This is a genomic window from Microbacterium murale, from assembly GCF_030815955.1.
Lineage (GTDB): Bacteria > Actinomycetota > Actinomycetes > Actinomycetales > Microbacteriaceae > Microbacterium > Microbacterium murale_A.
On the sequence record NZ_JAUSXK010000001.1, the window covers coordinates 272,581 to 291,095 of the forward strand.

General features: G+C 66.9%; 20 protein-coding genes. 9 read left to right on the forward strand and 11 right to left on the reverse strand.

Annotation, left to right across the window (positions count from 1 at the left end; genetic code table 11):
- The first annotated feature begins 22 nt into the window (after positions 1 to 22).
- From QFZ46_RS01385 to QFZ46_RS01395, 3 genes are all read left to right on the forward strand, one after another.
- Positions 23 to 1,249: a MinD/ParA family ATP-binding protein gene (locus QFZ46_RS01385; RefSeq protein WP_307357573.1), complete on the forward strand. Its 1,227-nt coding sequence runs from the start codon at positions 23 to 25 to the stop codon at positions 1,247 to 1,249.
- A 342-nt stretch (positions 1,250 to 1,591) separates the two neighbouring features.
- The gene (locus QFZ46_RS01390; protein WP_307357574.1) at positions 1,592 to 1,933 is read left to right on the forward strand and encodes a hypothetical protein; all 342 of its coding nucleotides are present in this window, start codon (positions 1,592 to 1,594) and stop codon (positions 1,931 to 1,933) included.
- Positions 1,926 to 2,312: a hypothetical protein gene (locus tag QFZ46_RS01395; protein WP_307357576.1), complete on the forward strand. Its 387-nt coding sequence runs from the start codon at positions 1,926 to 1,928 to the stop codon at positions 2,310 to 2,312. The genes QFZ46_RS01390 and QFZ46_RS01395 overlap by 8 nt, the downstream gene beginning before the upstream one ends.
- 82 nt (positions 2,313 to 2,394) lie before the next feature.
- Here the strand turns inward: QFZ46_RS01395 and QFZ46_RS01400 are convergent, their stop codons facing one another.
- The 8 genes from QFZ46_RS01400 to QFZ46_RS01435 are packed head-to-tail and all read right to left on the reverse strand — an operon-like array spanning position 2,395 to position 8,354.
- Positions 2,395 to 2,868, reverse strand: a complete 474-nt coding sequence (locus QFZ46_RS01400) for a TY-Chap domain-containing protein (RefSeq protein ID WP_307357578.1) — start codon at positions 2,866 to 2,868, stop codon at positions 2,395 to 2,397.
- A 2-nt stretch (positions 2,869 to 2,870) separates the two neighbouring features.
- On the reverse strand, positions 2,871 to 3,353 hold the full coding sequence (locus QFZ46_RS01405; protein ID WP_307357579.1) for a DUF6301 family protein: 483 nt from the start codon (positions 3,351 to 3,353) through the stop codon (positions 2,871 to 2,873).
- A gap of 21 nt (positions 3,354 to 3,374) precedes the next feature.
- Positions 3,375 to 5,864: a hypothetical protein gene (locus tag QFZ46_RS01410; RefSeq protein ID WP_307357581.1), complete on the reverse strand. Its 2,490-nt coding sequence runs from the start codon at positions 5,862 to 5,864 to the stop codon at positions 3,375 to 3,377.
- Between the two features lie 5 nt (positions 5,865 to 5,869).
- On the reverse strand, positions 5,870 to 6,241 hold the full coding sequence (locus QFZ46_RS01415; protein ID WP_307357584.1) for a DUF6507 family protein: 372 nt from the start codon (positions 6,239 to 6,241) through the stop codon (positions 5,870 to 5,872).
- Positions 6,242 to 6,265: 24 nt separating this feature from the next.
- Positions 6,266 to 6,601, reverse strand: a complete 336-nt coding sequence (locus QFZ46_RS01420; RefSeq protein WP_307357586.1) for a hypothetical protein — start codon at positions 6,599 to 6,601, stop codon at positions 6,266 to 6,268.
- On the reverse strand, positions 6,601 to 7,647 hold the full coding sequence (locus tag QFZ46_RS01425) for a DUF6177 family protein (RefSeq protein ID WP_307357588.1): 1,047 nt from the start codon (positions 7,645 to 7,647) through the stop codon (positions 6,601 to 6,603). The genes QFZ46_RS01420 and QFZ46_RS01425 overlap by 1 nt, the downstream gene beginning before the upstream one ends.
- Positions 7,647 to 7,958 carry a pore-forming ESAT-6 family protein gene (locus QFZ46_RS01430; RefSeq protein ID WP_307357590.1) on the reverse strand — a complete coding sequence of 104 codons (312 nt, stop codon included), beginning with the start codon at positions 7,956 to 7,958 and terminating at the stop codon, positions 7,647 to 7,649. The genes QFZ46_RS01425 and QFZ46_RS01430 overlap by 1 nt, the downstream gene beginning before the upstream one ends.
- Positions 7,959 to 7,994: 36 nt before the next feature.
- Positions 7,995 to 8,354: a hypothetical protein gene (locus QFZ46_RS01435; protein WP_307357592.1), complete on the reverse strand. Its 360-nt coding sequence runs from the start codon at positions 8,352 to 8,354 to the stop codon at positions 7,995 to 7,997.
- Between the two features lie 130 nt (positions 8,355 to 8,484).
- Between QFZ46_RS01435 and QFZ46_RS01440 the strand changes: the two genes are divergently transcribed.
- Genes QFZ46_RS01440 through QFZ46_RS01465 form a run of 6 tightly spaced genes read left to right on the forward strand, consistent with a single transcriptional unit; the run spans position 8,485 to position 16,135 of the window.
- Entirely contained in the window at positions 8,485 to 9,195 is a 711-nt protein-coding gene (locus QFZ46_RS01440) for an FHA domain-containing protein (protein WP_307357594.1), read from the forward strand.
- Complete coding sequence (locus tag QFZ46_RS01445; RefSeq protein ID WP_307357596.1) at positions 9,192 to 9,713, forward strand: OCRE domain-containing protein; 522 nt, start codon at positions 9,192 to 9,194, stop codon at positions 9,711 to 9,713. Before QFZ46_RS01440 ends, QFZ46_RS01445 begins: the two co-directional genes overlap by 4 nt.
- Positions 9,710 to 11,029, forward strand: a complete 1,320-nt coding sequence (gene eccD, locus QFZ46_RS01450; protein WP_307357598.1) for a type VII secretion integral membrane protein EccD — start codon at positions 9,710 to 9,712, stop codon at positions 11,027 to 11,029. The genes QFZ46_RS01445 and eccD overlap by 4 nt, the downstream gene beginning before the upstream one ends.
- Positions 11,026 to 11,673, forward strand: coding sequence for a hypothetical protein (locus QFZ46_RS01455; protein ID WP_307357600.1), 648 nt, complete (start codon positions 11,026 to 11,028; stop codon positions 11,671 to 11,673). Before eccD ends, QFZ46_RS01455 begins: the two co-directional genes overlap by 4 nt.
- On the forward strand, positions 11,670 to 15,605 hold the full coding sequence (eccCa, locus tag QFZ46_RS01460) for a type VII secretion protein EccCa (RefSeq protein WP_307357601.1): 3,936 nt from the start codon (positions 11,670 to 11,672) through the stop codon (positions 15,603 to 15,605). The genes QFZ46_RS01455 and eccCa overlap by 4 nt, the downstream gene beginning before the upstream one ends.
- Positions 15,602 to 16,135, forward strand: coding sequence for a hypothetical protein (locus QFZ46_RS01465; RefSeq protein WP_307357602.1), 534 nt, complete (start codon positions 15,602 to 15,604; stop codon positions 16,133 to 16,135). Before eccCa ends, QFZ46_RS01465 begins: the two co-directional genes overlap by 4 nt.
- 43 nt (positions 16,136 to 16,178) lie before the next feature.
- Here the strand turns inward: QFZ46_RS01465 and hisH are convergent, their stop codons facing one another.
- The 3 genes from hisH to QFZ46_RS01480 are packed head-to-tail and all read right to left on the reverse strand — an operon-like array spanning position 16,179 to position 18,507.
- Positions 16,179 to 16,814, reverse strand: coding sequence for an imidazole glycerol phosphate synthase subunit HisH (hisH, locus tag QFZ46_RS01470; RefSeq protein ID WP_307357603.1), 636 nt, complete (start codon positions 16,812 to 16,814; stop codon positions 16,179 to 16,181).
- Positions 16,811 to 17,416, reverse strand: a complete 606-nt coding sequence (hisB, locus tag QFZ46_RS01475; RefSeq protein ID WP_307357604.1) for an imidazoleglycerol-phosphate dehydratase HisB — start codon at positions 17,414 to 17,416, stop codon at positions 16,811 to 16,813. The genes hisH and hisB overlap by 4 nt, the downstream gene beginning before the upstream one ends.
- The gene (locus QFZ46_RS01480) at positions 17,413 to 18,507 is read right to left on the reverse strand and encodes a histidinol-phosphate transaminase (RefSeq protein ID WP_307357606.1); all 1,095 of its coding nucleotides are present in this window, start codon (positions 18,505 to 18,507) and stop codon (positions 17,413 to 17,415) included. The genes hisB and QFZ46_RS01480 overlap by 4 nt, the downstream gene beginning before the upstream one ends.
- Between the last annotated feature and the right edge of the window lie 8 nt (positions 18,508 to 18,515).

Below are 18,515 nucleotides of genomic sequence, written 5' to 3' on the forward strand. Positions count from 1 at the left end.
AAATGCCACTATGCTCTACGTGATGTCTGGAGCAACCGAGGAACCCACGCCTTCGGCCGATGTGCCGGCCAGGAGCGGTGATCACGCGCAGCCGATCATCAGCGGAATACCGCCGATGGCGCAGGCCATCCCACCGGTTCCGCCGCTTCCATCGACACCCGTCGAGGCAGACGATGCGTCGCAGAATGAGTTCCTCGAGCAGGCATATGCAACGGCACCCGCGTCTCCGGCCGAGCCTCCGCAGTACCGGCGGAGCAGTTTCGCAGCGCAGCTCGATGACGCGCCCGCCGTCGGCGCGGATCTGCCCTCTCGACGGCAGCAGCGCGAGCAGCAGGAACGCAAGTCATTCCTGCAGACAGAGCGCCCGGAAGAACCAGCCAGCGAAGGCGCACGCGGTGCTCTGAACCGTATGGGCTTCAAGCTGGCACCGAACGCGGCGGAGCAGTCGGCGCGCAACGATGAGCTCGCGGTGAGTCAGCATTGGCCTGGTCCTCGGACGATCGCCGTCGTCAACGGCAAGGGCGGAGCGGGAAAGACGCCGACGACCATCCTGCTCTCTGCGGTCTTCGCCCGCTACGGCGGTGCTGGTGTTCTGGCATGGGACAACAATCAGACGCGCGGCACGCTGGGGTGGCGCACCGAGGCAGGTGCGCACGATCGCACGCTGCTGGAGATGATTCCAGAGGCGGAGCGGCTGCTCGGCACCGGTGCGCAGTCGGCAGATCTCGCGCATTTCGTCCATCACCAGCCCCGCGAGAAGTACGACGTTCTGCGCTCGAAGCCGATCAGGCTCGCGCACGAGAACCGTCTGCGCCCAGAGGATGTCGACGCCATCCATGCCGTCGCGGCGAAGTTCTACCGGCTCATCATCATCGATTCCGGCAACGACGAGTCGGATCCCATGTGGCTGCGCATGATCGATCGCGCCGACCAGATCGTCGTCGCGACCACGACCCGCGCCGACCACGCTGAGGCCGGCGCCCTGCTGCTCGAAGCACTCGAAGATCGCGACGATCGGTCCGCACAGCTCGCCCGGCAGTCCGTCGTCGTGGTCTCTCAGGCCGATCCGAAGGCTTCGGCAGCTGACATCGAACACGTCGTCGGCGGATACCGCTCGCTTGCCCGCGAGGTGGTCAGCATCCCGTTCGATCACGAGATGGTCGACGGTCACCTCCGCTACGGCGCGCTCGCCAAGCGTACGCAGCGAGCCTGGCTCTCCGCTGCCGCGTCGGTCGCCCGCGGGCTCTGAACTTCACGCTTATCCCCAGCGGGGCGGGCCGGCTCGGGCGTCGATCCTCGGCGTTGATATGGTCGAAGCGTGACTGATTCGACTGGCCCCTCCGCTGACCCGGGACCGATGCCTGTTCCCGCACCAGCGCCGCCTCCTCCCCCTGCAGCGCAGGCTTACTCGACACCTGCACCACCGGCGCCTGCGGTCCCGCCGTATCCGGCCGCAGGGCAGCCCGCGTACCCGATGGTGGGACAACCCGTACACGGGTACCCCGCGACACCTCCACCGCATCCCGTTCAGGCGTCGCCCGGCGGAGCCACGGCTGCCCTCGTGATGGAGGGCATCGCTGCCATTTTCACAGTGGGGATCGTAGCAATCGTGTTGGTCGCCGCCTTCAACGGCCCCCGCGGTTCGGTCGTTCCGCAGGCGTTCATCCTCGCCGTCGGCGGCCTGTTGGCAATGATGGTTGTGAGGTGCGGTGCGTTGACCCTCGTGCGCGCTGGCAACGGTTGGGCGCGCTGGATCTACATCGGCGCGGTGATCGTCGGCACCGTCTCTCTGTTGGGCTCCCCTCTGCCGATCCTGTATCTGCTGCTGATCGTCGCCGTCGTGTCGACGATCCTCATCTTCCGCAAGCCCGTCAACGTGTGGCTGAGGCAACGTGCGGCGGCGCGCACGTCGCCGGAGTCGCCGAATGTCTGAGTTCCGAATCCTCCGGCGAGGCGCCACCGCGATAGCGATGTGCACGGCATCCCTACTGGCGCTCAGCGCCTGTGCCGCCGATCAGGGTGCCTATTGCGACGCGGTCAAGGCGTCTGACGTCGCTCCTACGCTGTACGCGCCGATCATGTTCGAGAAGAATACGACTCCCGCGAGCTGGGCGGAGCCTCGGCTTGAGGTGTTGCTCGATGCGGGACCGCCGAACGATGAGTTGGCTGACGAGCATGAGCTGTGGGTGACGTACGTCACCGCGGTCACGGAATACACGGAGTTCGACCACTCGATCTTCGAACTCGATACCGACGAGACAGAGGCCGCCCGCGACCTGCTCTTCAACAACTACACCGATGTGTGCCTGTAAATAGCGGGCTGAAGTCCACGCGACCAGCAGCCAATTCCTCTGATGAATCGGGATACTGCTCTTGCTCCTGACCGAGTGGAACTCAGGATGCCGCAGGCAACCCGAGCTGGGCGATCTCGAGCGGGTCCTCGCCCCTGTCCAACGCCTCGATCTGCTCGGGATACAGCGTCACGCCCTGCGGGAAAGCCTCTGCATCACGCCACGCCCTGTACACGAGTTGCCCTGGGTCGGTGACGCCGAACACGTCCCGCAACGCCACCACGCACCGCTCCGCCAGTTCCGCATACTCGGACGTCAAAGCCGGCAACGGCAACTCGAACGACCAGTTCGGCTGGCCCGCGCTCGGCGCGGCCCAGCCGGCAGCCGCCAGGACGGCCTCGTCGATCCCCTCGACCACCGCAGCACCCGGGGCCTCTGCATCCATTGCATCCGACCCGCCGGCGAACTGCACGTATATGCGCGAGTCGTCGCGCGCCGACACGATCAGGAACACCCGTTCCGATACAGCCCTGAATCCCGCTGCAAGGCGATCACCGAACTGCGACCACTCCGACATCGTCAGTATCCCGCCTTGCGATCCGCTTCGACACGCTGAGGAGTGAAGAACGCCACAGAGACCGACCTCGACAGAAGCGTCAGCGAGGCCTTGCCCCCGCTGCTCATGTTCCACGTGGCGACCTCCTGCGTTTTCTTCCGCTCCATCGCCGGACCACCCCAGCGTTCCGCACCCTCGCGGACGACGCTCGTGAACACATCACCGAGGAAAGCCGCAGACTCTGCAGACTCGTCCTGGATCCGATCGGTGACTTGAAGATTCAGCGACGAAAGCCACTCGCGCGATGCCACCGTGGCCACATCGGGATCACTGAGACCCGACACCGAGTTCACCAGGAACTCCTCATCGTCTTCGATCTCCGCTGTCCAACCGAAGTGCTCGATCGCCAGACGGTGCACTTCTGCCCGCGACAGCGGCCACGGAAGATCGGAGAAGTACGCCAACAGGTCACACACCTCGCCAGGTGTCATCGCCTTCCAAACCATACTCAAAACCTTATCCCGGTATCAGCGAACGCCAGGGATGGCGATCTGCGAGGAATCGATCACGAAGTCCGTCACGTCGATCCTTCCGTCCGCCCGCGCCTGGACGAGACGGTAGTGCACGTCCAACGTTCCGTTCCGAATGGCGGACACGATGGCAGGATCCGCATCAGGACGAGCGACATATTCGCGCAGGCCTGCGGCCACACGAGAGTCCAGCCCGAGCACCTCGTTGAGATACGCGGTGGTCCCTTGTTGCACGCGCGCGCCGTTGACCGTGCGATACCCGAGAGTCGACCCACCGCCCTTGGCTTCGTACACGTTCAGGGCGGGCTTCGATCCGCCGCTGAGGCTCGCGTGGTCGAATTGTCCGGATGACGCGCCACCGCCGTCGATGATGGAGGTCTCACCGCGCGACGCAGAGACTGCTTCTGCCGCGTGGTCGCCCAGCCGCTCCGAACCGAGCTTCAACTCAGTCATCGCATCGCGTGCCGCATCGGCGGCTGCTTCCAGCCGCTGGCTCTGACGCGTGGAGATCTGCCCGGAGTTCTGCAGCTCACCGAGCGCCTCACGAACGCTCTTCGACGATCCCTGCAACGCCTGAGGATCCACGCCGGCCGACTTCGCCAGATCATTCAGATGAGTGGTCGCGGCGTCGGAGGCGGACTGCAGCTGCGTACGATCCTGCAGCAGTCCGTCATGAACGACGCTGGAGTCAGCATCCAGCTGCACGCCGCGGTCGGTCTCGCCCTTGACCGCATCGTCGATCGGAAGACCATTGACGTCCGGCTTGTTCGGGTCGTGCACATAAGCGTTCGACTTCTCGTCGTGCAGACGCCCGTTCTCGTCGCGGTACGTGTGGGGAGGATCGTTCTCGAGGTGGCGATTGCCGTTCGCGTCGAACCTGTACTCCCGTCCGGCGTTGTCGTGCGTCGGTCCACCGTCGGGCGCAGTGGTCGATGGCTCCGTATTCGACGGATCGGGAGAGCTCGGCGGCTCAGGTGCGCCCGACGGATCGTGCGTACCTGACGGAGATCCGGCATCCACATCGGGATGAACGGTCACCGGATTCGAATTCGGTGTCTCGCCCGGCACGCGAGGAGTCTCGCCGGAGGGCGGATGCTCCAGACCGAGCGAATCCGACACCGACGTCCGCGGCGGGATCGGCGCGTGATCGATCGCCGGGTTGATGACGCCCGGGAGTCCGGACGGATGCACATCAGCAGTCCTGACCACGTCGATGAGCCCGCGCCATCCGCCCTTGAGCCCATTGGCGCTCAGATCGACGATGCGCACCGTCGCCGCGACGACATGAGACCCACCAGGAATGGCGATCTCAGCCACATGAGTGCCGACCTTCACCACGAAGCTGCCGACCCGCGTGCCTGACAGGACCACCTTGGCCCCACCGCCTGCCCATCCGGCCACCGGGATGAAGAACGTGCCGATGTTCGCGATCGTCTCGGTACCCGTCGCGACGCCGTCCTCCTTCCACTTGTGCCAGCCGTCCTCGCCTGCCATCCAGGCCTGATGGTCCCAGCCGACCAGGCTCCCCCAGCCGGTGTAGGCGGTGTTGAATCGGTCCTCGAGGAAATTCCCGACCGGCCCATCATCCTGGGTCGCGACCACAGCCAGCGCCGGGTTGGTGATGATCACCGTGGACAGGAGGAAGTCGCCGACGCCGAGCCAGGAGCGTCCCATCAGACCCCAGCTGTGATCGCCCGTCTCCGGGTCGAATCCGCCGAGGCTCTGCACGCCATTCCAGAGTCCGGTGCCGAAGTTCGCGAAGCCGTGGCCCACAGACTCGGTGCAGTTGCGATCTTCTTCGACGCCCGTACCCCACGTCGAGATCTCCGGTGTGTTCGCCAGCGCTTCAGCAGTGATGACTGTCGGCGGTGCGGCACACACCATCGTCAACTCCGCCTGGATCGCCGTCGCACAGGCGGATGCTGCGGTCGAGATCCGCTCGATGATCGCGTTGTACTCGTCGACGTACCCCTGGTTCTTCTCAACCGCAGGGCCGTGCTCCTGCCAGCCGATCTCCTTGGTCTCATCCCAGTCACCGGGCGAGACCAGCGTCCCGAAGAAGCCATCGGCCTCCCAGCTGCTCACCTCGTAGCCCTCGAGAGCCCTGGCGCGGAACTCTGCTGCCCGCACCTCCAGATCTTGCAGGTCAGGCTTGATCCCCGCCAGCGCTGTCGCATAGGTCTCGATCGCCGCCGAGATGCGTGAAGTCACGCCGTTCATCGTGGTCGCACCCTCGACAGCGGGGTCCATCAGTGCGTACACGGCGTCGCGGTCGGGCGTCTCGAAGACGCCCGGTCCCTTCAAACCGGCCCATGCCGTCGAGGCGTCCTCAGCTGCCGCGAGCACGTTCGTGCCGATCGCCGCGACGTTGTCCGCCGCACCGTTGATGACCTCGACGTCGAGATCAGCCGACTTGCACGGGAAGCCGGCCGGATTGATCAAGCCGTCGTCCGCGGTGCAGACGAGCGCAGTGCTTTCGCCACCCATTTCGCCTACTCCGACCTGTAGCCGTGCTGTTCGAAGTACGAGAAATCGCCGTCCTCGGCGGCGGCGTACATCTCGGTCTGAAAGGTCTGAGCCATGTCCTCATTCCCCTCCTGCAGCGCTCGTGCCGAATTGCCCACCCCGCTGATCCCTGCAGCGATGTGATTGGCGATGTTCTCGAGGTTGACGTTCTGCTGTTCCGCGAGCACTTCGTTCAGCGCCTGCGGCACGCACGCGGTGACCCAGCTCCCCCAAGTGAGCCCGTTGAAGATCGTCGTGATCGAATCCTCCGTCACGACTTTGGACAGCGCATCGTACGCCGTCGTCGTATTCGTCAGCGCCGTCGTCACCTGCGACGGATCCATCTTCCATTCAGACATTGCCCGCACCTCTCCGGTCTCGCATCACAGCTTCTCCCTCACAACTCCTCGCACAGACCTCGCCAACGCCTCCGCGAGCGGCCGTGCAGCCGCGCTCGCTTCGAACGGGACTGTCATCTCCGTCCACAGCGCGAACGAGAGCGGTGGATCCTTCAGCATCGCCCGCGCCTCATCCGGCACATGCACCGACACCGGATCGAAGATCGTCAGAACCTGCGCGCCGTTCGCGTCGACGAACTGCGTCACCTCGCCGTCGCGGTACTCGATCCCCACGCCGTCCGGAATCACCTGCGCCGCCGTCGCCGCCATCAGGTCGGCGGTGAGCGGCACATCGCTCAACAGCACGAGTTCCATCGCCATCAGGACATCCCCCCGAGCTCTGTGGCGAGCACAGCGCCCAGCCGTTCCTGATCGAGGTCGTAGGCGAAGGCCCGCAACTGCGCCCAGAGAGCGTCCCGCCCTGTCATCCGCACCAACGCACTGGGCACCCGCCCAGGGCCGAGCGTGGTCAGGTCGTGACGTTCGGCAAGCCTCGTGAAATCGAGACGGAGATCCCTGACTGCGCGCGGACCGATCAGCACGGCCAACGGCGCATCCACCGGCTGACCCCCCACCCTGAATCCGAAATCCGCAGCGTTGTGCCTCAGCATCCCGGCCGAAACCATCGCCACACGCGGACGGAACTCGTCGACCAGCCCGGACAGCATGCGAGTCACGGTCGGCATGACCCGATCGCGCAGGCCGTCGACCGGCGTCGAGCTCAGACTCGGCAGTGGCACGCCGCCGTGCACGCGCTGGATCAGTCCGTCGCGCGTGCGCGCCACCGTGAGCGAGCACCATGCGCCCAGATCGGATGCTGCAAGGATCACCTCGCTCGCCGGCATCTGACCTTGGACCTGCGTGGTCAGCGCGCGGTGGTCCCACTGCGACGTCAACGGCTCATCGCGGCCGTAGCGCGTCAGCGAACCGCCACCCAGTGTCGCCACCGCGTGATCCGCCAGCGGCCCGACGAGGGTGGAATCCACTGCTCGTTCCGTCGCGTAGATGTCGAAGAGCACGACAGGTACAGGCAGCCCTTCGAATGCGATCTCGGTGTGGCGCTCAGACGCATCCGTTCCGGTCCATAGCTCTGAGATGCTCCGGATGCGCAGGCCGGATCGCGCGTCGAACACTCCCCTGGCACTGCGAAAGGCCCAGAGCGCGCCGCTCTCAGTCATCGCGGTATAGAGGTGGGGGCTGATGAGCGCACCCTCCCCGGTGAGGAGGACCGGTCGCAGACGGTCCGCGCGGCAGTGGGCGAGGAAATGCCGTAGCGGGCGTGAATATGCGACCCGGTCGTGCTCGACCGAGAACAGTGCGTAGTCATCCGTCCACTCATCCGCGAACGGATGGACGGCGGTGACCATCAGATCGGGAGAGCCGCCCGCGCACGCTGCAGCGCGCGCACGGCGACATCATCGTTCTGTTCGAGCGAACCCCGGATGGCAGCGATCACACCGCGCACCTGGACGCCGGCATCGTTCCACTGCTTCTCCAGGGCGGCGTACTCATCCGAGACGCCATCGGCCTGGTAATCGGCCATCGCGGCCTTGACATCCTGATCCCGGCGCTCGAGAGCCGCCTCAAGGCGACCCGCGACAGTCTCGAAGTTCGACTGCGTCGACTGGGATGCTCCGACGTTGTAGTCGTTGCGATCTGCTTGGTTCTCAAGTGGCATGACATACCCTCCGTGATGTGTCTGAGTCTTGACAGGTCAGGCGCTGGACTGACCGGAGATACGAGCGAGTGTCGCCTCGCTGCTGAAATCGGCGGACGACTGCCCGGCGTCGTGCGCAGCGGCCCCGTCTTCACCGGCAGTGTTGAACGCGATGTTCTGCCCCGAGATCGCACCGACGATTCCCGCGAGTGCGCCGTTGAGGCCGTTCGCGATCGCGTCGGTGTTCTGCTTGAAGTTGTCGAATCGTGCACGTGCGGGACCGTTGAAGACCCCTTGAAGCGGCTCAGCGGCCTCGACGAGCGAGCGGACGAGCGTGCCGAGATCTTCGGACTCGGTCGCCGAACGCTGGCCGAGACGGACCAGCGTCTCCGCCTCCATAGCGAATTTCATGTTCATACCGCACTCCTTCCGAGAGACGCGTCCAATGCTAAATGAACCACCACGAATGTCCATGGGTAATAGTCCCCATCCCCCAAGGTCACAGGCGAACATCAGGTGAACCGGTGCGCTGTGTACGATGGCCGACGTGTCCTCTGATCCTGCCGTGCCATCCCGTGCAGCGGTCCTCACCTCCGTGGGGATGGATGTGCTGACGGTGCTTCTGGCGGGTGCGGTCGGCTTTGCGATCGCCCCGTCGGCACCCCTCACCTGGGCGCTCACGGTGGGAGCGGCAGCGTTCGTGGCACTCGTGATCTGGCGCGGGATTCTCGGCGGCAGCATCGGGCATTCGTTGCTGCGACTGCGTAGCGTGGATGAGCTTTCGGGGCTTCCCTCTTTCCGCTTCCGCTCCGCACGCGTGGCCCGACGCGGCGGCGAGGACGACCCGTTCGCGCTGCGACCGCAGCGATTCGCGATCGTGACCCCGCCGCGGTCCGATCTCCGACCCGAACCGCCGCGCTCGCACCTCCGTCTGGTGGTGGATGACGGCACGACCCATACGGTGCAGCATTCCGCACTCATCGGCCGCGATCCGACCGTGCCGCTCGATCCCCGACACGCGCTCGTCGCGATCCCCGATCTCACCCGCACGATCTCGAAGGTGCACATGCTCGTCCAGATCGGTCCGGACGGGTTGTCCGTCACCGACCTGGGTTCGTCGAATGGGACATACGTCGAGGGTGCGGACGCACCCCTGATCCCGCATCGCGCGACGGTCGTGCCGTGGGGAGCCGCGCTCCTTCTCGGTGATCGTCGAGTCACCTTGGAACAACGACGACGCTCGACGGAGGTCTCGTGATCGACTACGACCAGACCCTGCTGGAGTCGACGCGCACGCACCGCGATCGCCTCACCGCGGCGTTCGTGCACGGCGCGCAGCGCGACCGGAGGAAGGTCAACAACAACCTTCGGCGTCTGACTGGATCCGTCATCCTGGGCGCTGTGATCTGCGCCGGCTGCCTGGGGACCGGATTCGTCCTGAACATCATCGAGACGCAGCGCGAGGACAAGGCGATCGCCGCGTTCCGCTCGGCGATCGCCTCCAGTCCGCTGCAACCGGGCGACGGACTGGTCGAGGACGAGGAGACCGGTTATCTGATCGACACCGCGACCTCTGAGCTCATCGATCCGCGCACGGGATTCATCGTGGACCCGGCGACCGGATGGGCCACCGACCCGCAGGGGCGCACGATCGATCCGCGTACAGGCTGGTACATCGATCCCGAGACCGGCTACTACACCGACCCGGAGACCGACGTCACCATCGATCCCGAGACGCTCGAGGTCATCGAATCCGTCGAAGATCAGAAGGAATGATGGAATACACGCGCGTCACAGTCATCGGCAGCCGCCGCAAGGCGGACCTCGTGCTGCCGGACGACCACCCCGTCGACGAGCTGCTCCCGGAGATCATCGACCTGCTCGAGGAACCCGTCGCAGCCGGCTCCCCGCTCGTGCTGTCCACGCTGCTCGGGCAGCCGGTCGACGGACGCACGGCCCTGGCCGACCAGGGCATCGAACACGGCGCGCTGCTCCGACTCCTCCCCGCCGACGACGCACCGCGTCCGCCGGACGTCGCAGAGGTCACCGAGGCCGTCGCCGATGCGTCGATCGGTCGCCCTGATCGTTGGAACAGCCGACTCACGGCGATCGTGGTCGCGTCGACGATCGCCGTAGTCGCAGCGACGGCCGGTCTGCTGCTTTCGTTGCCGGCGGCGGCCTCGATCATCCTTCTGTCATCGGTCTTCCTGCTCGCCACCGTCGGTGGCGCCGTGCTCTCCCGGCGCGACAACACCTCAGGACAGCACGGCCTGCTCGGACTGTGCATCGGTGTCGCCGTGCCGCTCGGACTCCACACAGCCGTTTCGTTGCCGGCGCAGGGTGCCGCGATGATCCCGGTCACGCTCGCGATCACGTGGGCACTGGTCTGGACGGCAGTGGCCGTCGTGGTCGGTATCGGGGGCCGGCATCCGGGAGTGCTGACAGGCGCAGCACTCGCCCTCCTGAGCAGCGCAGTCGTGCTTGTCGCGACGCTGAGCGCGGCCCCGGTCCCACTCGTGGCCGCGTTCTCTGGCATCGCGGCGGCGGTCGTCCTCGCACTCGCGCCGTCGTTCGCCCTCAGCACCGCGGGTGTGGCCAGGCTGGATGACACCGCCATGGACGGCGATACGGTCAAACGCACGGATATCGATTCGGCATTGGCCACGGCGTTCGCCTCGCAGACCGCTCTCGTACTCGCTCTGGCGCCCCCGATCGCGACGACGGCCCTGATCCTCGGCGCCGGAAACGCCTGGCAGGCCGGCCTCGCCGCGGCCCTCGTCATCCTTGTGCTGGTGCGCAGCAGACTTTTCCCGTTCGCGATCGCCCGCATAGCCCTGCTCGCGGCGACCGTGCTTCCGGCCGCCCATTGGTTGTGGACCACTGACATGCTGCCTCAGCCGTGGCCGGTCCTCATCAGCGGCGTGATCGTCGTCCTTCTCGTGGTGGTCTCCGTGATGCGACCGTCTGCGGCAGCGCAGGCGCGTTTGCGGCGCTTCCTCGGCGTCCTCGAGTCGCTGTCCGCGATCGCACTGATCCCGCTCCTGCTCGGTATCCTCGGCATATTCGACGATCTCCTCGGAGCGTTCTCGTGAGCAGGTGGGGAAGGCTGCTCCAGGTCTGGCCGACAGCGCGGCACGAGCAGGCGATCACCGCCGAACGCGACCTGCGCGCTCCCCTCCCGGTGGTGCGTCGGATCGGATTCGCGTCGCTTCGCGGCGGGACCGGATGCTCCACCGCAGCGCGCGGCGTCGCATCGACGCTCGACGGGCGCAGAAGAGGCGGTGTCCTGCTCCTCGACGCGGACGAGGCCGGCTCCATCCAGTCGCCTCTTTCGGCTTCGGGAACAACGCGCGCGCCCGAGCTCACACTCACCGACTGGGGCTCGATCGACGCCGCACGGCTCTCCACGATCTCAGCGTCATCTCACGTGCTGTGCCTGACTTCGACGACCGAACGGTCGGCGGTGCAACAGGCCCTGGACGCGGCATCCTTCGTGATCGAATCGGGAACGCCGACGGTACTGGTGGCGTCGTCCGTGCGCGGGAAGGCGACGCCCGCAGTGCGACGGATGCTCGCATCGTCGCCGGTGCCCGTGTTCCTGCTGCCCTTCGATCGAACCGTTCGCCTCGGTGAGCCCGGCGCCCGCAGCAGCGCGAGCGCCTTCGCCCTCGCGACGCTGGGCGCGGAGATCGTGCGCCTCGGCGGACGCCCTTCGGCAGAGGTGCTGGTCGCATGACCCGGACGCTGTTCCACCGTCCCACACGGGTGACGGCGCCTCCCACTCCACCGGAGCCCGAGCTCATCCCGCCGCCGCCGGCGCTCACCGATCAAGGCGGCGGCATGCCGCTGCAGTTCATGCTTCCGCTGATCGGGGCGTTGTCGTCCGTCATCATGATGGTCGTGCTGCGCAACGGACAGCCGTTGTTCCTCGTTCTGGCCGCCGTGATCTTCGTCGTCGCCATCGTCGGCGGACTCGGTTTCGCCCTGTCTGCGCGCGGCCGGGCGGCACGCAAGGCCCGCACTCAGCGCGAGCTGTACCTCGACTACCTCGAGCGCTACCGGTCCGAGTTGCGTGAGCGCGGCGCCAGCGACCGCGCCTCTGCGATCGCCGTGCATCCCGCCCCTGAGGCCCTCGTCGGCATCATGCGCGATCCGGCTCGCCGATGGGAACGCCGCCGCTCCGATGACGACTACCTCTCCGCACGGATCGGCGTCGCATCGCGTCCGTGGTTCTCGCTCTCCGTCGCTCGAAGCGATTCCCCGCTCGAGCCCGCAGACCCCATCCTGCTGCGCGAGGCGGAGATCGTCGCACGCAGTCTCGACGCCGTACCCGAGATGCCGGCGACAGCAGATCTGCAGGACGCGTGGGTCGTGTCCGTGGTCGGTGACCGTGACCGCGGCATGTCGGTGGTCCGCTCGCTGGTCGCGCAGCTGGCGACCGCGCACACCCCTGACGATCTCACCCTCGCCGCCGCCTACGCGCCGCATCATGCCGATCAGTGGAACGGGTTCGATCTCCTGCCCCACGTGCAGGATCCCGGTCTCTTCGACGGCCCTGTTCCTGCACGCCGGATCGCGCCCGACATCCGATCCCTCACCGATGTCCTCGCGGGCGACCTCGGCAAGCGTGCCGGTTCCGCCGCAGGCGTGCAGCGCCATGGCCGAGGAGAGAATCCGCACGGACGCCTCGTCGTCTTCCTCGATGACCACGGGCAGGCCGCGTCGCGTCTGAGCAGCCCGGATCCCCACCTGCGCATTCGCGACCTCAACATCACCGTCGTGCATCTGCTCGCGGACCGCCTGGACGAGCCCGACGACGTCGACATCCGGATCACCGTCGATGACGACGGGGCCGTGATCACGTCTCAGGCTTCTTCGGCCGCCCCCGCGCATGTCGCGTTCACGCCGGATCGGACACACGGCGGGACGGTGACGACCCTGGCCCGTTCGATGGCCGCGTTCCGCACTGTTCACGCGTCTCGGCCGCAGAGCGGCACGACCGAGGCCTTCGACATCACCCAGCTTCTCGGGATCACGGATGCTTCCGCGATCGACCCGGATGAGCTGTGGACTCCCCGCTCGCCGAGTGCGTTCCTGCGTGTGCCGTTCGCGCTCGATGACAACGATCGCCCCGTCTTCCTCGATCTGAAGGAGAGCGCGCAGGAGGGCATGGGCCCGCACGGCATCTGCGTCGGCGCCACCGGTTCGGGAAAATCCGAGATGCTGCGCACCGTGCTGCTCGCCCTCGCCCTGGCGCATCCGCCTGAGGACCTGAGCTTCATCCTCGTGGACTACAAGGGCGGCGCGGCGTTCTCCCCGTTCCAGAAGCTGCCGCACGTCGCCGGGCTGATCGACAACCTCGCCGACGACCCTCAGCTCACCACGCGTGCACGCGCCTCGCTCCAAGGCGAGGTGGTCAGGCGGCAGCAGCTGCTCAAGGACGCCGACGCCTCACCGTCCATCACGCACTACCGGGAGCTCCGCAAGACTCGGCCCGAACTGCCGCCGATGCCTCATCTGTTCATGGTGATCGACGAGTTCGGCGAACTGCTCACCGCTGAGCCGGAGTTCATCGACCTGTTCCTTCAGATCGGCCGGATCGGCCGGTCCATCGGCATCCATCTGCTCCTCTCCAGCCAGCGCATCGAGGCAGGCAAGCTGCGCGGACTCGACACTTATCTTTCCTACCGGCTCGGGTTGCGGACGTTCAGCGAGAGCGAGTCACAGGTCGTGCTCGGGACGACGGACGCCTATCGGCTGCCGGCGCTGCCCGGCTACGGCATCCTCAAGGTCGACACGTCGCTGTATCAGCGTTTTCGCGCCGGCTATGTGTCCGGCCCGGTGCCGGTCCGGTCCGCTCCGGCACCCAGCGACGGCGAGCTCACACGTGTCTTCCGCGTGCCGACGTACAACGGCATCAGCCAGGGCGACGACGATGACAGGACACCGGCGAGTCCGTCGTTCACCACGCCCGAGGTCGGGCAGCTGCTCGTGGACGAGGCCGTTCTGCGACTTCGCGCCGACGATCGCATCGTCTCGTCGGCGTGGTTGCCGCCGTTGCCGGAGACCCTCGCTCTCGGGCAGATCCTGGGAGAGCGAGAGCGGACGATCGCCCTGGAGACGCCGATCGGACTGATCGATGACCCGGCGCACCAGAATCAGCAGCCCTGGATGCTCGATCTCACGCGCGGCGGCGGCCATCTCGCCATCGTCGGAAGCCCCCAGTCAGGGCGCACCACCTTGCTTCGGACCATCGCCGTGTCGCTGGCGCTCGGCCGCACCCCGGCCGAGGTCGCGGTGTACGGGATGGATCTCGCCGGCGGCGGGCTGCGCCGTCTCGAGCCGTTCCCGCATGTCGGCGGCGTCGCCACCCGATCGGATCCCGCACGAGTGCGCCGGCTGATCGAAGAACTCGAGTCGATGCTCGCCACTCGTGAGCGCGTGTTCAAGGACTCCGGCATCGACTCGGTCTCGCAGCTGCGTGCACGGCACGCTGCCGGAGAGGTGCCGCAGCTGTCGTCCGCAGACGTGGTCGTGCTCGTCAACGGATACGGCGCTCTCAGACAGGAGTTCGACGACCTCGATGCCGCGTTCACCGCTGTTCTGCTGCGTGCGGCGAACTACGGCGTGCACATCGTGCTCGGACTATCCCGATGGAGCGAATTGCGCATCGCCCACCAGTCGCTGTTCGGCACGAAGATCGAACTGCGTCTGAACGACCCGACCGAATCGACGATCGACCGTTCTCTCGCCAAGACGATCAGCACGTCGACGCCGGGTCGGGCGCTCGCCGACAGCGGACTCCTCGGCCACGTCGCGCTGCCCGTTCTCGAGACGAGCGGCGACGACGAACTCGGCGACGAGATCGAGGAACTCGGACGGCGGGTGGCGGCGTCATGGGCCGGCCCGTCCGCCGCCCCCATCCGGTTGCTCCCGCAGGAGCTGGATCCAGAACAGCTGCCGGAGGCTGTCGACGAACCCGATGCCGTGCCGTTCGGCCTGCGTCAGGACACGATGGCCAGCGCGTTCTGGGAGTTCCAGCAGGCAGATCAGCACCTGCTCGTGCTCGGCGACGCTCGCAGCGGGAAGTCGGCGACGCTGCGCATGATCGCCGCCGGTCTCATCGAGAGGTTCACGCCCGAAGAGCTCGCGATCGCCGTCGTGGATTCCCGCGGCCACGTCGCAGAGGTCATCCCCGACGAGTACCTCGCCGCGCACGCCAGGACGGCGACGCAGGCGTCCGGCCTGGCATCGTCGATCGCGACGGAGCTAGCCCGCAGACCGCAGATGTCCGCGAAAGAGCTCAGAAGCGTTCCCCGAGTGGTGCTGCTCGTCGACGACCACGACATCATCAGCGCCGGCGGGATCGAGCACCTCGCAGCGCTGGCGCCGCATCTGCCCACGGCACGCGACAGCAAGTTCCACATCGTGCTCGCCCGTCCTGTCGCCGGATCGGTCAGAGCGATGTACGGCGCCTTCCTGCAGGGCATCCGCGACACAGGGGCGGCGCTGCTGATCCTTTCCGGCGATCGGAGCGAGGGGCAGATCATGCCCCGTCTGTACGCGGAGAGATTCCCGCCGGGGCGCGGACGCTATGCACGACGCGGAGAGAGCCCGTTCGTCGTGCAGGTCGCGCATCTGCCCGACAGCACGGAGGCGAGACCATGACCTCGTTGACGTTCATCGGTGCGAGTGGAGGAACCGGCACGACGACGCTCGCCGCTCTGAGCGTGCTGCTTCTGGTCGAGCAGGGCTCGCGGATCCCGACCGTCGTCGCGGAGGATGCGCAGTCGTTCGACCTCCGCCTCGGCACCCTCTCGTCACCGGTGCGCGGGAGTGGGCACGAGCTGGTCGACGGCGGACGCTACCAGCCGGGAAAGGCCGCGGCGGCGATCGAACAGGGCCGCCTGGTCCTGGTGGGCGCATCCACTCCCCAGGGGGTCGCGGCGCTCGAGAGCAGCCTGTCGGACGTGGCTCAGCGCTTCGGCACCCCGGGTCTCGAACGCACGCTCCCAGTGCTCTGCTCGGCGTTCGGGAGATCCACGACGGTCGCCGGCCGACTGTCCGTCCCCTTCGACGCGCGTCTCGCCGTCGGCGCGCCGCTCACGAAGACGCTTCCGTCCCTGCGCGCGCGGACGAAGACCGCGCTGAACATGCAGTGGCTGCCCGTACTGCGGGAGACGTACGGTATCCGGTGACCTGTGCGTCGGCGGCGCGGCTGCCGGTCGGAGCGGCTCCTCGTCAGAGGCTCTGCACCCAGTTGCGCAGCAACTGGATCCCGGCGTCGCCCGACTTCTCGGGGTGGAACTGCGTCGCCGAGAGCGGCCCGTTCTCGACCGCGGCGAGGAACGGCCTGCCGTAGGTCGTCCACGTGAGCGCGGGCTGCGGGAACGGTGGGATCACGTCGAGCTCCCAGCTCTGCGCGGCATACGAGTGCACGAAGTAGAAGCGTTCGTCCTCGATACCGCGGAACAGCACGCTGCCCTCATCGGGAGTGACGGTGTTCCAGCCCATGTGCGGCAGCACGGGCGCATCGAGCTCCGTCACGCTTCCCGGCCACTCGCCGAGTCCTTCGACGTCCTGTCCGCGCTCCACACCGTGGGAGAACAGCACCTGCATCCCGACGCACACTCCGAGTACGGGCCGACCACCGGCGAGCCTGCGTTCGATGATCTCGTCACCGCCCTTGGTCCGGAGCGCTTCGCGCACCGCGGCGAAAGCGCCGACGCCGGGGACGAACAGTCCATCCGCCTCCAGCGCCGCCGCACGGTCACCCGTGAGCGTCGCGTCCGCGCCCGCCGCGATGAGGGCTTTGACCGCGGAGTGGACGTTGCCGGAACCGTAGTCGTAGACCGCGACAGTGGGCGTGCGCGTCACAGCGCGCCCTTGGTGGAGGGGATGCCGACCACCTGAGGGTCGAGCGCCTTCGCCTGGCGGAACGCACGGGCGAACGCCTTGAACTCCGCCTCTGCGATGTGGTGCGGGTCGCGTCCACCCAGCACGCGCACGTGCACGGTCAGCCCCGCGCCGAACGTGATCGCCTCGAACACGTGACGCACGAGTGAGCCGGTGAAGTGGCCGCCGATGAGGTGGTGCTCGAAACCCGCCGGTTCGCCCGAGTGCACGAGATAAGGACGCCCGCTGATGTCGACGACCGCCTGTGCGAGCGCCTCGTCGAGCGGCACGAGCGCGTCACCGTAACGGGAGATGCCGGACTTGTCGCCCAGCGCTTCACGGATCGCCTGCCCGAGCACGATCGAGATGTCCTCCACCGTGTGGTGGGCGTCGATGTTCGTGTCACCGGAGGCCCGCACCGTCAGATCGGTGAGCGAGTGCTTCGCGAAGGCCGTGAGCATGTGGTCGAAGAACGGCACCGACGTATCGATGTGGCTCTGCCCTGTGCCGTCGAGGTTGAGTTCGAGCTCGACGGTCGACTCAGACGTGCTGCGGGTACGAGTGGCGGTGCGGGAAACGCTCATGACGCCGATCCTATCGAGGCCAGCGCGTCCAGGAATGCCGTGGTCTCCGCCTCGGTCCCCGCGGTGACGCGCAAGTGATTCGGGATGCCGACGTCACGCACCAGCACTCCCCGCTCGTAAAGGGCATGGAACGTCGCCTGCGGATCGGCCACTCCTCCGAACAGCACGAAGTTCGACCACGACTCGTGCGGCTCGTAGTCGAGCGCCTCGAGGGTCGCGGTGATCCGATCACGCTGCTCGATGATGTCGTCGACCATGCCGAGCATCGTCGGCGCATTGCGCAATGCAGCCACGGCGGCCGCCTGAGTGAGGGCGCTCAGGTGATACGGCAGCCGCACGAGCCGCAGCGCATCGATGAACGCCGGATCGGCGGCGAGATACCCGACCCGCGCACCGGCGAATGCGAACGCCTTGCTCATGGTTCGCGAGACGGCCAGGCGAGGGCGTCCCTCGAGCAGAGTGAGAGCGGATGCCGATTCACGGGGCGCGAACTCCTGGTATGCCTCGTCCACCACCACGATCCCGCGGGAGGCCTCGTAGACGGCCTCCACCACATCAAGCCCGAGCGGAGTGCCCGTGGGGTTGTTCGGAGTGCACAGCATGATCACGTCGGGGTCAGCTTCGATCACCTGAGCCACCGCGTCCTCGGCGGTGATCGTGTAGTCGGGCTGACGGCTGCCGGCTGTCCAACGTGCGCCAATGCCCTGCGCCAGCAGGGGATACATCGAGTAGGTGGGTGCGAAGCCGAAGACCGTTCGACCCGGTCCGGCGAAGGCCTGCAGAATGTGCTGCAGCACCTCGTTCGAACCGTTGCCCGCCCAGATCTGCGACGCGTCGAGGTCGTGGCCGAGGTACTCGGCGAATCCCTCACGCAGCGCCGTGAACTCCCGATCGGGGTAGCGGTTCACATCACGCAGCGCGACGGCGATGTCGTCGAGGATGTCGCTCGCCACTTCATCCGGAACCGGATGGGTGTTCTCGTTGACGTTCAGCGCGACGGCCAGCGGGGCCTGAGGTGCGCCGTAGGGGGTGAGGCCGCGAAGATCGTCGCGAAGGGGGAGGTCGCTGAGTGAGACAGTCACCCTCCCCATGTTAACGC

Bases quoted from the DNA above. Each gene is read 5' to 3' on its own strand.
- QFZ46_RS01420 (WP_307357586.1), bottom strand. From the start codon at position 6,601: ATGGCGATGGAACTCGTGCTGTTGAGCGATGTGCCGCTCACCGCCGAC.
- QFZ46_RS01425 (WP_307357588.1), bottom strand. From the start codon at position 7,647: ATGGTCACCGCCGTCCATCCGTTCGCGGATGAGTGGACGGATGACTAC.
- eccD (WP_307357598.1), top strand. From the start codon at position 9,710: ATGATGGAATACACGCGCGTCACAGTCATCGGCAGCCGCCGCAAGGCG.
- QFZ46_RS01400 (WP_307357578.1), bottom strand. From the start codon at position 2,868: ATGTCGGAGTGGTCGCAGTTCGGTGATCGCCTTGCAGCGGGATTCAGG.
- QFZ46_RS01405 (WP_307357579.1), bottom strand. From the start codon at position 3,353: ATGGTTTGGAAGGCGATGACACCTGGCGAGGTGTGTGACCTGTTGGCG.
- QFZ46_RS01435 (WP_307357592.1), bottom strand. From the start codon at position 8,354: ATGAACATGAAATTCGCTATGGAGGCGGAGACGCTGGTCCGTCTCGGC.
- eccCa (WP_307357601.1), top strand. From the start codon at position 11,670: ATGACCCGGACGCTGTTCCACCGTCCCACACGGGTGACGGCGCCTCCC.
- hisB (WP_307357604.1), bottom strand. From the start codon at position 17,416: ATGAGCGTTTCCCGCACCGCCACTCGTACCCGCAGCACGTCTGAGTCG.
- QFZ46_RS01465 (WP_307357602.1), top strand. From the start codon at position 15,602: ATGACCTCGTTGACGTTCATCGGTGCGAGTGGAGGAACCGGCACGACG.
- QFZ46_RS01395 (WP_307357576.1), top strand. From the start codon at position 1,926: ATGTCTGAGTTCCGAATCCTCCGGCGAGGCGCCACCGCGATAGCGATG.
- QFZ46_RS01415 (WP_307357584.1), bottom strand. From the start codon at position 6,241: ATGTCTGAATGGAAGATGGATCCGTCGCAGGTGACGACGGCGCTGACG.
- QFZ46_RS01385 (WP_307357573.1), top strand. From the start codon at position 23: ATGTCTGGAGCAACCGAGGAACCCACGCCTTCGGCCGATGTGCCGGCC.
- QFZ46_RS01410 (WP_307357581.1), bottom strand. From the start codon at position 5,864: ATGGGTGGCGAAAGCACTGCGCTCGTCTGCACCGCGGACGACGGCTTG.
- QFZ46_RS01430 (WP_307357590.1), bottom strand. From the start codon at position 7,958: ATGCCACTTGAGAACCAAGCAGATCGCAACGACTACAACGTCGGAGCA.
- QFZ46_RS01480 (WP_307357606.1), bottom strand. From the start codon at position 18,507: ATGGGGAGGGTGACTGTCTCACTCAGCGACCTCCCCCTTCGCGACGAT.